Annotated in this window: 13 protein-coding genes and 4 tRNA genes; 11 read left to right on the top strand and 6 right to left on the bottom strand. The window is 72.3% G+C overall.

Annotated features, from left to right (window positions below; translation table 11 throughout):
• The first annotated feature begins 126 nt into the window (after nucleotides 1-126).
• On the top strand, nucleotides 127-1,005 hold the full coding sequence (gene htpX, locus O7622_RS00920; RefSeq protein WP_282311389.1) for a zinc metalloprotease HtpX: 879 nt from the start codon (nucleotides 127-129) through the stop codon (nucleotides 1,003-1,005).
• Between the two features lie 98 nt (nucleotides 1,006-1,103).
• On the opposite strand, the gene O7622_RS00915 is transcribed toward htpX, so the two are convergent.
• Nucleotides 1,104-2,294 carry an MFS transporter gene (locus O7622_RS00915; RefSeq protein WP_282311388.1) on the bottom strand — a complete coding sequence of 397 codons (1,191 nt, stop codon included), beginning with the start codon at nucleotides 2,292-2,294 and terminating at the stop codon, nucleotides 1,104-1,106.
• Nucleotides 2,291-3,136 carry a DUF6065 family protein gene (locus O7622_RS00910; protein WP_282311387.1) on the bottom strand — a complete coding sequence of 282 codons (846 nt, stop codon included), beginning with the start codon at nucleotides 3,134-3,136 and terminating at the stop codon, nucleotides 2,291-2,293. The genes O7622_RS00915 and O7622_RS00910 overlap by 4 nt, the downstream gene beginning before the upstream one ends.
• Before the next feature lie 193 nt (nucleotides 3,137-3,329).
• Between O7622_RS00910 and O7622_RS00905 the strand changes: the two genes are divergently transcribed.
• On the top strand, nucleotides 3,330-4,589 hold the full coding sequence (locus O7622_RS00905) for an MFS transporter (RefSeq protein WP_282311386.1): 1,260 nt from the start codon (nucleotides 3,330-3,332) through the stop codon (nucleotides 4,587-4,589).
• A 4-nt stretch (nucleotides 4,590-4,593) separates the two neighbouring features.
• Here the strand turns inward: O7622_RS00905 and O7622_RS00900 are convergent, their stop codons facing one another.
• From O7622_RS00900 to O7622_RS00885, 4 genes are all read right to left on the bottom strand, one after another.
• Nucleotides 4,594-5,109, bottom strand: coding sequence for a hypothetical protein (locus O7622_RS00900; protein ID WP_282311385.1), 516 nt, complete (start codon nucleotides 5,107-5,109; stop codon nucleotides 4,594-4,596).
• On the bottom strand, nucleotides 5,090-5,596 hold the full coding sequence (locus O7622_RS00895) for a SigE family RNA polymerase sigma factor (RefSeq protein ID WP_282311384.1): 507 nt from the start codon (nucleotides 5,594-5,596) through the stop codon (nucleotides 5,090-5,092). Before O7622_RS00895 ends, O7622_RS00900 begins: the two co-directional genes overlap by 20 nt.
• Nucleotides 5,597-5,617: 21 nt before the next feature.
• On the bottom strand, nucleotides 5,618-6,052 hold the full coding sequence (locus O7622_RS00890) for a hypothetical protein (RefSeq protein ID WP_282311383.1): 435 nt from the start codon (nucleotides 6,050-6,052) through the stop codon (nucleotides 5,618-5,620).
• Nucleotides 6,053-6,750: 698 nt separating this feature from the next.
• Nucleotides 6,751-7,245, bottom strand: coding sequence for a YajQ family cyclic di-GMP-binding protein (locus tag O7622_RS00885; protein WP_282311382.1), 495 nt, complete (start codon nucleotides 7,243-7,245; stop codon nucleotides 6,751-6,753).
• 147 nt (nucleotides 7,246-7,392) lie between these two features.
• On the opposite strand from O7622_RS00885, the gene O7622_RS00880 reads away from it, so the two are divergent.
• The 9 genes from O7622_RS00880 (at nucleotide 7,393) to O7622_RS00840 (ending at nucleotide 12,602) form a co-directional block, all read left to right on the top strand.
• Nucleotides 7,393-7,476: transfer RNA gene (locus O7622_RS00880), tRNA-Tyr, on the top strand.
• A 685-nt stretch (nucleotides 7,477-8,161) separates the two neighbouring features.
• Nucleotides 8,162-8,299, top strand: a complete 138-nt coding sequence (locus O7622_RS00875) for a hypothetical protein (protein WP_282311381.1) — start codon at nucleotides 8,162-8,164, stop codon at nucleotides 8,297-8,299.
• 50 nt (nucleotides 8,300-8,349) lie between these two features.
• A complete protein-coding gene (locus O7622_RS00870) occupies nucleotides 8,350-10,872 on the top strand; it encodes a bifunctional diguanylate cyclase/phosphodiesterase (protein WP_282311379.1) in 2,523 nt (840 codons plus the stop codon).
• Between the two features lie 96 nt (nucleotides 10,873-10,968).
• A tRNA-Thr gene (locus tag O7622_RS00865) sits at nucleotides 10,969-11,041 on the top strand.
• Between the two features lie 25 nt (nucleotides 11,042-11,066).
• A tRNA-Met gene (locus tag O7622_RS00860) sits at nucleotides 11,067-11,139 on the top strand.
• A 132-nt stretch (nucleotides 11,140-11,271) separates the two neighbouring features.
• Nucleotides 11,272-11,439, top strand: coding sequence for a 50S ribosomal protein L33 (rpmG, locus tag O7622_RS00855; protein WP_013288652.1), 168 nt, complete (start codon nucleotides 11,272-11,274; stop codon nucleotides 11,437-11,439).
• A gap of 119 nt (nucleotides 11,440-11,558) precedes the next feature.
• Nucleotides 11,559-12,005, top strand: a complete 447-nt coding sequence (locus tag O7622_RS00850) for a MaoC family dehydratase N-terminal domain-containing protein (protein ID WP_282311378.1) — start codon at nucleotides 11,559-11,561, stop codon at nucleotides 12,003-12,005.
• A 4-nt stretch (nucleotides 12,006-12,009) separates the two neighbouring features.
• Nucleotides 12,010-12,402, top strand: a complete 393-nt coding sequence (locus tag O7622_RS00845) for a MaoC family dehydratase (RefSeq protein WP_282311377.1) — start codon at nucleotides 12,010-12,012, stop codon at nucleotides 12,400-12,402.
• A gap of 127 nt (nucleotides 12,403-12,529) precedes the next feature.
• A tRNA-Trp gene (locus O7622_RS00840) sits at nucleotides 12,530-12,602 on the top strand.
• Nucleotides 12,603-12,729 lie beyond the last annotated feature (127 nt).

The following is a 12,729-nucleotide window of genomic DNA, read 5'->3' as shown; positions in this document are numbered from 1 at the left end:
CCGCTTCAGCCTGCGCACAGCAACATCCAGCCAACTTTCAGCCATGAGCCGGATGGTTGACGGGTACCGGTGTGTTGAACCGGTCAGCGGGTCTCCCGCAAGGGCCCGTGCACCGAAGGAGAGATCGTGCATCACAACCGTCTCAAGACCGCAGCGCTGCTCGGCCTGTTGACCTCGCTGATCCTCGCGGTCGGCTACTGGTTCGGCGGTAGCGGCGGTCTCGTCATCGCCGTCGTCGTCTCGTTGCTGATGAACGGCGTCACCTACTTCTACTCCGACAAGCTCGCACTGCGCTCGATGAAGGCGCAACCGGTCAGCGAGGCACAGTTCCCCGAGCTGTACCGGATGGTGCGGGAGCTCTCCACGCAGGCCGGCAAGCCGATGCCCCGGCTGTACGTGAGCCCGACGTCGCAGCCCAACGCGTTCGCCACCGGTCGTAACCCGGAGAACGCGGCGGTGTGCGTCACGCAGGGCATCGTGGAGATCCTCGACTACCGGGAGCTGCGTGGTGTGATCGGCCACGAGCTGTCCCACGTCTACAACCGGGACATCCTGATCTCCAGCGTGGCGGCCGGCCTGGCCGGCATCATCACCATGCTGGCGAACCTGGCCTGGTTCATCCCGCTGGGCTCCTCGGACGACGAGGACGGCCCGAACCCGGCCGTGCTGCTGCTCACGCTGATCCTCGGCCCGATCGCCGCCACGGTGATCCAGCTCGCGATCAGCCGGAGCCGGGAGTTCCAGGCCGACCAGTCCGGCGCCGAGCTGAGCCGCGACCCGCTGGCCCTGGCCAGCGCCCTCCGCAAGATCCACATGGGTACGCAGGCGCGTCCGCTGGCGCCGCAGGGCCAGCTCGCCAGCACCGCGCACCTGATGATCGACAACCCGTTCAAGCGGGGCGGCGGCATCGCCGCGATGTTCGCCACCCACCCGCCGATGGAGCAGCGGGTGGCCCGCCTGGAGCAGATGGCCCGTAACTCCGGGCCGGTGCAGTTCCAGCGCTGACCCGCGTGTCACGAACGCCGCCCGCGTCCACCCGGACGCGGGCGGCGTCGTGTCTGCGCCCTTCCTTCAGGGTTCGGCCGGCCCGGTCCGGCCGGGCGTCAGGAGGCGGCCGGCTCGGGCAGCCGGTCCGGCCGGACGGCCAGCACCACGGCGAGCAGCACCACCCCCGCCGCCAGGTACGCGGCGGCCGGGCCGAGCAGCACGGCCACACCGCCGAGCAGGAAGATCCCGACCCCGGAGAGCACGATGTTGCCGGCCACGATCGTCGCCTCCACCTGCCCCATCCGCTCCCGTGGCGCGAGCCGCGCGAACGTGGCCTGGGCCCCGATCAGCCACCCGCCGCCCGCGCCGACGAGCGCGTTCGCCGTGGCGAGCGCCCACGCCGGGGCGTCGAGCGCCACCAGCAGGCCGGCCAGCAGCAGCGCGGCGCCCAGCGCGCTCGCCGCCACCACCTGACCGGTGACCCGGGCCAGCCAGCCGCGCCGCCCGACCACGAGCACGAACACCGCGCCGCCGAACGACGACGCCGCCAGCACGACCGGCCGCCACGCCCCGGCGGCCAGATCCGGGGCGAGCGTCTCCGGTAGCCCGCCGGACAGGACGGTGGCCAGGGTCAGCAGCGCCACACCGCGCAGCACCGGATGGGCGGCGATGATCCGGACACCGGCGGTCGCGGGCGGCCGTGGACCTCGGCGCTCCTGCCGGCGCACCGGCAGGCCGGCGAGCACCACCGCCGCGAGCAGGAACGAGACCAGGTCGATCACGAGCGCCACTCGGGGGCCGAGCGCCACCGTCACACCGGCCCCGGCGAGCAGGCCGACGACCTGGCCGCTCTGGTTGGCGAACGCGGAGAGCCCGAACAGCGGCAGCCGCAGCGGCGTCTCCACCGCCTCGGCCGTGATCGCCACGTGCACGCTCGCGTACGCGGCCCGGACCGCGCCGAGCAGCCCGGCCGCCACGATCGCCGGCACCGGCTCGGGCACCGCAGCCGGTACGGCGATGAGCACCGCACCCGCGAGCGAGAGCCCGACCAGCATGGTGCGCCGGGCCGGCACGTCCAGCCAGCCGCTGAACACGGTCGCGACGAGGAGGGCGGGCACCGTACGGGCGGCGTACACGGCGGCCGGGCCGAGGACCGACTCGGTCTGGTCGTACGCGAGCAGCAGCAGGGCCGCCAGCCCGACGAAGTCGCCCAGCTCGGAGACGCCCCGGGCGACTAGCAACCGGGCCGCGACCGGATGCCGGAACAGGGCCCGGTAGCCGGGCGCGGGCGTCGCGGTCTCGGTCATCGATCCGACGGGTCCGTTTCCTCGACGCCGACCGGCTCGTAGTCGGCCCGCTCACGGAGACGGCGGGCCTGCTCCCGCCGGTAGCTGCTGCGGATCTGCGGATCCTGCCGGCGGCGGCGCAGCGCCACCAGTTCCTCCCACAGGTCGTCCGGCCATTCCGCGACACCCTGCCCGGTGACCAGCTCGGCCTGCCGCGACGCCGCGAGCGTCGACCGGTGCACCGGCTGGAGGCACATCAGGGGGATGTTCCGGTAGAGCCGCACCACGTGACCCGGCTCGGTCAGGCGCAGGATGGTCGGCAGGAACGATGTGTACCAGTCGGTCTCCACCACGCCCTCGTAGAGCTGAAGGCCGCGCTGTGCCGGCCAGTTCGGCACCCCGCGCGCCAGCAGGCACCAGCCGGGGGAGGTGCGGGCCACCACCCCTGTCACCATCTCGATCGTGTGCGGGGCGCGCGGGTCGGCGTCGATGAAGGGCATGGTGCCGCCGTAGCGGTCGAAGATGTCCAGGCCGTCCCGGAACCGCTCCGGCAGGTCCGTGAGCTGCGCCGGCGCCTGCGGCAACGTGCCGTCGTACCCGCCGGCCAGCGACCGCCAGCCGGCCGGCTCGTTCTCCTGGAGCAGACTCCACTCGGTGTCGTGGCCGTCCCAGCGCAGCGCCACGTCGGCGGGCGGGTAGACGTACCACCCGAGACCGGAACCGGCGGCCACCGGTGGGCACTGCTGGACCGCGCGGACCGGCAGTGAACCCCGGAGGGTGGCGGACGCGGGCTCGGCGGGCCGGGCGTCGCCGTACAGCGAGTAGATCTCGACCCGTAGCGGCGCGACAGCCATGCCGCTCATCCGACCTCCGATCACGGCGGCGGCCGACCCGCCGTAGGCATGGACTCCGTTCGATCACCGAACCTACTCGTTAACGGCGGGTAAGGCAGCCCCGCGCCGGCAGCGCGATGTGACCGACTCGACCACCGCCCCGCCCAGCAGGAGCGTTAGGGTCGAAAGCTGACTCACTCGTTACTTCCCGGAGGTGCACACAGTGGCCGCACTGCGCCAGTACCAGGGCGTCTGGCGGATCCCCGGCGCGCCGATGCTGCTGATCCTCGGCATCATCGGCCGGCTCGGGATCGGCATGACCCCGCTGGCGCTGCTGCTCGTCGTCGAGCAGGTCACCGGCCGGTACTCCCTGGCCGCCGTCGCCGGCGGCATCTACGCGCTCTCCGGCGCCGCGCTCAGCCCGGTCGCCGGCCGGATCGCCGACCGGGTCGGACCCGCCCCCGTCCTGCTGGTCACCGCGATCACCCACCCGCTCGCCCTGATCGGGCTGCTCGTCGCCACCCGCTCCGACAGCGGCAGCCTCGGGCTGATCTACCTGGCCGCGGGCGTCGCCGGAGCCACGTACCCGCCGCTCACCGCCGCGATCCGGGGCGCCTGGAACGACCTCACCGCCCCCGCCACCGGCCGGGCGCACCTGCGCAACACCGCGCTCGCCGCCGAGACCACCCTCTTCGAGGTCGTGTTCGTGATCGGGCCGCTGCTGGTGGCCGGCTTCGTGCTGCTCGCCGACGCCTCCGCCGCGCTCGTCGGCGCCGCGGTGGTCACACTGGTCGGCACCGCCACCGTCGCGCTCGGCCGGGTCATGCGCGGCTGGCGCCCGCACCCGCGCGAGCACCACGCCCGGGGCCTCGGCCCGCTGCGGCTCGGCGGCTTCCCCGCGCTGCTGCTCTGCGTGGCGAGCCTCGGCATCGCGTTCGGCGCCTCCGGCGTCATCGTCCCGGCCTTCGCCGGGAACTCCGGCGCCGACGACCCGGAGAGCCTGGCCGGCGTGCTGCTCGCCGTCTGGGGCATCGGCAGCGCCGTCGGCGGTCTCTGGTTCGGCGTACGCAAGCCCGCCGCCAACATGACCCGCCAGTTCGCCTGGCTGCTCGGCACCGTCGCGGCCAGCTTCGCCGTCTTCGCGGTGATGCCCGGCCCGGCCGCGCTCGGCGTCGCGCTGGTGCTCGGCGGCGCGGCCATCGCCCCCGCGCTCACCCTGGAGAACACGCTCGTCGGACGGATCACCCCGGCCGGCATGCTGAACGAGGCGTACACCTGGGTGGTGACCATGTCGGTCGCGGCGAGCGCCGCCGGCGGCTCGATCGCGGGCCTGATCATCGACCACGCCGGCGGCGTCTCCTGGGCGTTCGTCTTCGCCGGGGTGGCGGTCGCCGTCGGAGCCGCGGTCGCCGCGCTGCCCGGCGGCCCGATCGCCCGGGCCGAGGCCACAGCGGTACGCGCCGAGCAGACGCTCGCCGCCTGACCGCTCACCCGCCGGCTGTCACCACTTGCTCCACCCCGGGCAGCTTCTCCACCGCGGCCCGGATCGGCGCCGGGTCCTCACCCTGCGCCAGCAGCACCGACAGGACGGCCCGGCCGTCGCCGTCCGGCCGGGCCGCGACCGTCCTGCCACCGCAGCGCAGCCCGGTGTCCCCGCGCGCCTGCCCGATCCGGTAGTCGACCTCCTCGATCTGCGGCGCGCCGGCGCCCGGCCGGAAGACGACGTCCAGCCGTACCGGAGGGTCGGCCTGACACACGGCCGACGCCGCGGCGGACGGGGTGGCCGCGCCGCCCGCGGCCGGCATCGGCGTCGCCGGTCCGGACAGCGCCGCCATCGTCGCGGCACCGCCGGAGACCGTCACAGCGGCCACCCCTGCCAGGACGGCGGCCCGTCGCCGGCTCCTGGCGCGCCCCCGTGCGCGCACCTCGGCCGCCGGGCTGAGCCGCAGCCCGGTCATGTCCTGCTCCAACTCCCGCAGAGCCTCACCAATGCGTGCCGACATCGACTTCCTCCTTGTCGTCGGTCAGTAGAACGGCGAGCGCGGCACGGCCCCGGGACAGGTAGGACTTGACAGTCCCCTCCGGCATGCCGGAGGTCCGGGCGATCTCCGCCACCGGCAGGTCGTGGAGGTGGTGCAGGACGACGACCAGCCGTTGCGCGTCGGGCAGTCGCCGTAACGCCGCCAGCAGCGCCACCCGGTCCGGGTTGGGCCCGGGCGCCGGAGTCTCCCGGCCCAGCCGGGCCCGCGCGGCGAACCAGCGCCGCAGGCCGCGCCACCGGTTGGCCGTCAGGCGCCAGGCCACCGTCCGGACCCAGCCCTCCGGATCCTCGTACGCCCCGACTGTCGACCAGCGCTGCCAGGCCCGCGCGTACGCCTCCTGCGTCACGTCCTGGGCCTCCGCCAGGTCACCGCAGAGGGCGTAGACGTGGTGCACGACCCGCCGCGCGGTCGCCGTGTAAAAGGCGTCGAAGTCCTCGGGGCCGTCCATGCCCACCTCCCGTGTCCGCTCTCACCACTCGACACCCCGATGCGGCTCCGGCGGTTGCACCCGGATCGGGACGCTCCGGGTCGTAACCGATCCGGCGCCTTCACCGGCCGGGCCGGTCGTGCGGGCCGGGCCGGTCGTGCGGGCCCGCCGGTCCGGTCCGCTGTGTGTTCTGCGCTCCGGGGCCGGGGCGCGCGGCGGACGCGGCGGCGACCAGACCCAGCGCGAGGATCGCCACCGCGCACGCCAGGAGCGTGGGGCGTGCCCCAACACGGCGGTCGCCGGACCGCCGAGCATCGTGCCCAGCGGCACCGCCACCACGGTGACCGCCCCGTCGGCCGCCAAGTGGTCCCGCTGCGGCAGCAGCTCGGCCGCAAGTGTGAAGCGACCGGCCGACCCCCACGGGTGCAGCAGCGGGGACACCGCGAGCAAGGCGACGTAGAGACCGACGTCCCGCACCCAGCGAGGTGGGCGACCGGGATCGCCCCCAACGCGGCGGCCCGCACTGTCGCGTCCCAGCCGGCGAGTTGAGCCCCGCTCCGTCCACCCAGCCACCGCCCGCGCAGCAGCGTGCCGGCCGCCCTCGGCAACGTGTACGCGGCCACCGCGAACGCGGTCCACGTGCCGCGCTGCCCGGCGGGGGCGAGTTGCAGAGCCAGCCACGTCACCGCGACCAGGGCCAGCCCGTCACCGAGAGCGGAGGTCGCGAGCCCGGGCAGGAGCCGGCGCAGTACCGGTTGACCGAGCACCGGGCGATAGGGGAGGAGCATCGCGGGGATCATGGCTCCCCAGCCGACCTCCTGCCCGGCCGGAAGTCGCCTGACGGCAGAAGACGGCCCGAAGTGACGGCGGCGTTTCGTCCTGCCGGTCGTCGCGCTGTACCGGCTGGACCGGCCAGGCACTCCGCCAGTAAAGGCTCCGGTCGCGTCCACGGCGTTCCCCAGCGACATCTGGCGGCGCGGCGCAGCCGGGTCGGGGTGGTCTATGCCGACGTCGCGTACGTCGACGAGGCCGGCAGGGGCGGGCACTTCGCCACGCGGGAGAAGCCGGAGCTGCTCGCGGCCGAGATGAGGGCTCGTTACGGCCCCTGTCGGATGCCTGGTCCCGCGCCGTGGCAGGTGACCGTGCCGGTCACCTGCCACGACTCGATGGTGTGCCTACCGGTAGTTGGTGAACTGGAGCGCCAGCCCGAAGTCCTCGCCCTTGAGCAGGGCGATGACGGCCTGGAGGTCGTCCTTCTTCTTGCCGGTGACGCGGAGCTGGTCGCCCTGGATCTGCGCCTGCACGCCCTTCGGGCCCTCGTCGCGGATCTTCTTGCTGATCGCCTTGGCCTTGTCCGAGTCGATGCCCTGCACCACCTTGGCGTCGATCTTGAAGATCTTGCCCGACTGACGGGGCTCGCCGGCGTCGAGCGACTTCAGCGAGATGTTCCGCTTGACCAGCTTCTCCTTGAAGACGTCCAGCGCGGCCCGGACCCGCTCCTCGGTCTCCGCCTGGAGGCTGATCGCCTCCTCGCCCGACCAGGTGATCTCCGCACCGGTGCCGCGGAAGTCGAACCGCGTCGAGAGCTCCTTCTCCGACTGGCGGAGGGCGTTGTCGACCTCCTGCCGGTCGACCTTGCTCACGATGTCGAACGACGGGTTCGATGCCATGGTCATGCTCCTGCTGTCCGGCGGTCTGTCCTGGTCCGTCCCGCGCTGACCAGCGTGGGACCTCCTGACGGTACCCGGTTGCGGCAGTGCCGGGGGCAACCGCTATCCTTGCTTCCGCCGCCGCGTTGCGACGCGGTGGTGTGCCCTGGCGGGTTGCCCGAGCGGCCAATGGGAGCGGACTGTAAATCCGTCGCGAAAGCTACAGAGGTTCGAATCCTCTACCCGCCACCAGGTGCACCAACGGCCCCTGCCAGCAGGAATGCTGATCGGGGGCCGTTGTCGTTCGTCCGGCCAGCTCCAGCTGAGTCCGGCGTTGACGACTGGTTGTGGGCAGAGCCGAGCCGTCCGCGTCGTGCGATCACGAGAAGATCGAATACCGCTGGGCCGCCTGGTGCTTCGCCGGTCATCGACACATGGTCGGTGTGCGAGTCGCAGATGTCGCGGAGATTTCGGGCGTCGGACGGGCGGCGGGGGCGGATCCGTGGGGCGGGAGCGGTCGGCGGGCGCATCCGAAAGGCGGCCTCGTGCACCCTGAGCGGTTCCGGCATGAATGAGGGAATCATCCTCTGGCGTTCATGACAGGGGCAGGTATGGTGGTCAATGCCCGCGGGTCCGGTGGCGGTCCACCGGGCCGATCGGCCAGGTCGAGCCGGCCGGGCGACCCGGGGTTGGTGGTGTGTGGTTTCGCGTGACTTGATCCCCTTCGTGGGTGAAGGTGGGAATCCGCAGTGGACGAACCGGCTGACGTCCCTTCACGCCCGTGACCTGGCTGCGTGTCGCGGGTGGCCAAGCCGAACGGCGGAACCTGACAGCTACTCGGGCTGGGCGGGCCCTCTCCGCTTTTCTGCCTCTCAGGCTTGTGGCACGATCGGGAAACCTTCACCACCCCCGTGGCAATCTCCCGACAGGAGCAATCATGTCTGGTCGAACGCTGGGCCGGCTGCTTGGCCCGCTCCTCGTGCTCGCCGCCGTCGCAGGTGCCTTCGGCATCATCCCCGGCACCGGTAGCGCGCAACTCGCCGACATCGTCTGGACGATGGACGCCCCGCGCTGAATCATCGAGTCGTCCGCCAGCCGGCGGACGACGTTTCGGGTAGGAGGGGCATGGTAGGCCAGGGCCGACCTCGTAGGTCGACGGAACGTGCCTGGCTCGTCACCGCCCCTCTGGCGCTGCTGGCGGTGGTCTTCAGCACGTGCATCGCCCTGGTGGCGGACCACCCGTTCGGCAAGTGGCCGCTCGCCTTCGTGTTCTTCGTCGTCATGGCGGGGATCAGCTTCGCGGTGCTGAACGTGTACGTCCGGCGCCAGTCGGTGGGCGTGACGCTCACCGAGGTGCCACTGATCGTGGGGCTCTTCTTCCTGCCCCCGTTGAGTCTCGTCCTGATCTACACGCTCTCGGTGCTGATCTGGAGCGCCTCGCACCGTTTCGGTGCGGCGAAGCTCTGGTTCAACGTCGCCAAGGCCGCCGCCGCCACCTCACTGGCCAGCCTCGTGCTCCTGGCGCTGCCGCCGCTGCGCGGTGTCGGGCCGGGGACCTGGGGCTCCCTGCTCCTCGCCGTCTGCGTTGTCACGCTGGTCAGTCTCGTGAGCGTGGTCGGCGTGCACGTGCTGCTCCAGGGCTGGCAGGCCGGGCGGGACGCGCTGCGCAGCATGCCGAACGCGCTGCTCACCGCCGCCATCAACGTGGCGATCGGCCTGCTCGTCCTGATCGCCCTGAAGACGACGTGGTGGTCGGCCCTGCTGATCGCCGCTCTCTTCAGCGGGCTGGTCCTGGTCTACCGCTCCTATTCCCAGTTCTTCCGCCAGCACCGGACGCTGGCCGGGATGTACGAGCTCACCCGCCTTCTCGCCTCCGGTACCGAGCGGTCGCTCGCCGACATCCTGCTCGACCGGGTGCGGGCGCTGATGCAGGCCGAGTACGCGACGCTCTGGCTCCCCGCCCAGGGGCGGCATCCCGAGGTGCTGCTCACCGCCCGGGTGGACACGCCCGGCCTGCTGGACCTGGCGCCCACCCCGGCGAGCCTGCGTCAGCAGGTGCACAAGAAGGGTCGTACCCTCTCGATCGGCCGCTGGCTCGGCGGCGATCCGGCGTTGCGGCAGGCGGCTGGGGAGGAACGGGTCAAGGACGCCATCGTGGTGCCGCTGCGCTCCGGCCAGGCCGTGATCGGCACGCTGGAGGTGACCAACCGGCTCAGCGACATCGGCCACTTCGCTCCCGGCGACATCCCCGTCTTCGAGACGGTCGCCGCGCACGCCGCTGTGGCGCTGGAGAACTCCCGCCTGGTCGACCGGCTGCGGCACGACGCCGACCACGACGCGCTCACCGGCCTGCCCAACCGGCGGCGCCTTACCTCGTCGGTGGCGGAGGCGGTCAAGATCCGCGCCCCGGGTGAGGTGGTGGCGCTGCTGCTCTTCGACGTGGACCGGCTCCGCCAGGTGAACGAGTCGCTGGGTCACGCCGCCGGCGACAAGGTGCTCATGGAGGTGGCCCAGCGGCTGCGCTCCTGCGCGCCCTCCTCGGCGCTCGTCGGCCGGGCCGGTGGTGACGAGTTCCTGGTGACGCTCCGGCTGGAGAGCACCGAGGCGGCCCTGGAGCTGGCGGCCCAGCTGCGGGAGCAGATCCGCGACGAGATGGTCTTCGACGCGCTCACCCTGGACGTGGACACGGTCGTCGGGGTGGCCGTCCACCCGGACCACGGCAGCGACGCGGTGGCGCTGCTGCAACGCGTCGACTTGGCCGCCACCGCGGCCAAGTCGGTACCGGGCAGCGTGCAGCTCTACAGCCCGGCGCTGGAGTCGCGGTCGCTGCGCCGGCTCGGCCTCGCCGGCGACCTGCAACGGGCGCTGGACGAGGGCGAGCTGGAGGTCTACTTCCAGCCCAAGGTCACGCTGCGGGACCGCCGCCTGGTGGGCGTGGAGTGCCTGGCCCGGTGGGAGCACCCGGCGCACGGCAGTGTCGCCCCGGACGACTTCGTGGCGGTCGCCGAGCACACCGGCCAGCTCGGCCGGCTCACCGAGTTCGTGCTCCGGGAGAGCCTGCGGCGCAGCCGCGACTGGAGCCACGGCGAACAGCCGCTGTCCGTCGCGGTCAACCTCGCCGCGCGTACGCTCACCGACCAGCACTTCCCGGCGCTGGTACGCGACCTGCTGGCCGAGTACGGAGTGCCGCCGCAGCGGCTGACCCTGGAGGTCACCGAGGCGGGTGTCCTGGACGGCACCGAACGTCCCATACCCACCCTGCGCAGCCTGCGTGACCTCGGTGTCCGCCTCTCGGTGGACGACTTCGGCACCGGGAACTCGTCGCTGGCGCAACTGCGCCGGCTACCGGTGCACGAGGTGAAGGTGGACCGGTCGTTCGTGCAGGGCATGGCGACCGATCCGGGCGACCTGGCGATCGTCAACGCGGTGGTGACGCTGTCCCAGCAGTTCGGCCTGGCGGTGGTGGCCGAGGGCGTGGAGAGCGAGCTGACGCTGGAGCTGCTCCAGGACATCGGCTGTGAGATCGGCCAGGGCTTCCTGTTCAGCCGCCCTCTGCCGTACGAGCGGCTGGAGGCATGGTTCGGTGCCCAGGTCGACCCGGAGACGGTTGTCGCGGGGGAGCTGCCGCGCCTGCGAGTGGTGCCCTGACCAGTGCGGACACGCACCTGGGGGATCCGATTTCACCTGCGCGACGCGGTCGTGTACTGTTTCCCCTGCGCGACACCCCCCGGGGTGATCGAGCAGGCCCCCTTAGCTCAGTCGGCAGAGCGTCTCCATGGTAAGGAGAAGGTCTACGGTTCGATTCCGTAAGGGGGCTCAGAGGGTCCGGCTGGACCCGTCACGGCGGTGTAGCTCAGATGGCAGAGCAAGCGGCTCATAATCGCTGTGTCGCCGGTTCAAGTCCGGCCACCGCTACTCTCGTCCTCCGGGCCCAGCCCGGTGGCCGGTGGGATGGGCGCCGCAGGCGCCCACTTTGTATGTCCGCGTCGTCAGCGCGTACGCTGACACGCCGCAGTTGTTATCCGTGAGCGAGGAAGGCACTCCGCCGTGGCGAAGGCGACCGATGTCCGGCCGAAGATCACTTTGGCGTGTGTGGAGTGCAAGGAGCGCAACTACATCACGCGCAAGAACCGCCGTAACGACCCGGACCGCATCGAGCTGAAGAAGTTCTGCCCCCGGGACGGCAAGCACACCGTCCACCGCGAGACCCGCTGATCGCGGTCGGCGCAGCCGGCTCGCAGCAGCTTCACGAACGCCGATCCACCTGTCGGGTGGCCTCCGGGCCGCCCGACCGGGCGGATCGGCGTTCGTGTTTTCCGTGTAGGTTCGGCGGCATGTCCCTGGACCCGTCCTTCGTCGGCCGGACGTACCCGCCGACCGCCCCCTACCAGGTGGGCCGAGAAAAGATCCGCGAGTTCGCCACCGCCGTCGGCGCCACCGACCCGGCCCACCACGACCCGGAGGCGGCCCGGGCGCTCGGCCACCCGGACGTGGTGGCGCCGCCGACGTTCCCCGTGGTCGTCACCATGTCGGCCAGCCGGCAGATCGTCGAGGACCCGGCGCTCGGCGTCGACTACAGCCGTGTGGTGCACGGCGACCAGCGGTTCGCGTACACCCGTCCGGTGGTGGCCGGGGACGAGCTGGTGTGCGTGAACACCATCGAGGAGGTCACCACCCGGGGCGGGCACGGCTTCCTGACCACCCGCACGGACGTGAGCACCGTGGACGGTGAGCCGGTGGTCGCCGTGTGGTCCAAGATCGTCGTACGCGGGGAGGCCTGAGGACATGGAGCTGCCCACCCAGACGTACCGGGTTACCCGCGCGGACCTGGTCCGCTACGCAGGCGCCTCGGGCGACTTCAACCCGATCCACTGGAGCGACCGCACCGCCACCGGCGTCGGGCTGCCGGGCGTCATCGCCCACGGCATGTTCACCATGGCGCTGGTCGGCCGGGCGGTGGCCGGCTGGGCCGGCGCGCCGGACGCGGTGGTCGACTTCGGCGTCCGGTTCACCCGCCCGGTGGTCGTCCCGGACACCGACGAGGGCACCGAGGTCGAGGTGTCAGCTGTGGTCAAGGAGGTCACCGAAGAGGGCCTGACCAGGCTCGACGTCACCGCAACCTGCCAGGGTGAGAAGGTGCTGTCGCAGGCTCGGGCACTGATCCGCACGACGCGCTGAGGGTCCGCCCGACGCGCGAGGGGCAGACCGGTTGGGAAAGTCGCACGACTACCCGTACACTGGTCCGCCGTGGGGCAAGTGACCCCCGCTCGGCACAGCGTGTCCGGGCGGAGGTGAGTTGCCGCACAGGGGTGTAGCTCAATTGGCAGAGCAGCGGTCTCCAAAACCGCAGGCTGCAGGTTCAAGTCCTGTCACCCCTGCGCCTCAGGCCTGACCGTTCCGTGGGTCGCGCCGCCCTCACCGGTGGCGTCCGGCCCGTGGTGGTGGCATCGGTGGGGTGGTTCCGAGGCGTTCGGGCCCTCCCGGCCGGTCCGCCGGCCGCGGCCC

This window comes from Micromonospora sp. WMMD1076 (assembly GCF_029581475.1).
GTDB lineage: Bacteria > Actinomycetota > Actinomycetes > Mycobacteriales > Micromonosporaceae > Micromonospora > Micromonospora aurantiaca.
This window is presented reverse-complemented; position numbering and strand designations above follow the sequence as displayed.

What these genes read in the sequence shown, in the direction of transcription:
- O7622_RS00915 (WP_282311388.1), bottom strand. Translation starts at nt 2,294, where the DNA reads ATGACCGAGACCGCGACGCCCGCGCCCGGCTACCGGGCCCTGTTCCGG.
- O7622_RS00910 (WP_282311387.1), bottom strand. Translation starts at nt 3,136, where the DNA reads ATGAGCGGCATGGCTGTCGCGCCGCTACGGGTCGAGATCTACTCGCTG.
- O7622_RS00900 (WP_282311385.1), bottom strand. Translation starts at nt 5,109, where the DNA reads ATGTCGGCACGCATTGGTGAGGCTCTGCGGGAGTTGGAGCAGGACATG.
- O7622_RS00895 (WP_282311384.1), bottom strand. Translation starts at nt 5,596, where the DNA reads ATGGACGGCCCCGAGGACTTCGACGCCTTTTACACGGCGACCGCGCGG.
- O7622_RS00885 (WP_282311382.1), bottom strand. Translation starts at nt 7,245, where the DNA reads ATGGCATCGAACCCGTCGTTCGACATCGTGAGCAAGGTCGACCGGCAG.
- O7622_RS00875 (WP_282311381.1), top strand. Translation starts at nt 8,162, where the DNA reads ATGTCTGGTCGAACGCTGGGCCGGCTGCTTGGCCCGCTCCTCGTGCTC.
- O7622_RS00870 (WP_282311379.1), top strand. Translation starts at nt 8,350, where the DNA reads ATGGTAGGCCAGGGCCGACCTCGTAGGTCGACGGAACGTGCCTGGCTC.
- O7622_RS00850 (WP_282311378.1), top strand. Translation starts at nt 11,559, where the DNA reads ATGTCCCTGGACCCGTCCTTCGTCGGCCGGACGTACCCGCCGACCGCC.
- O7622_RS00845 (WP_282311377.1), top strand. Translation starts at nt 12,010, where the DNA reads ATGGAGCTGCCCACCCAGACGTACCGGGTTACCCGCGCGGACCTGGTC.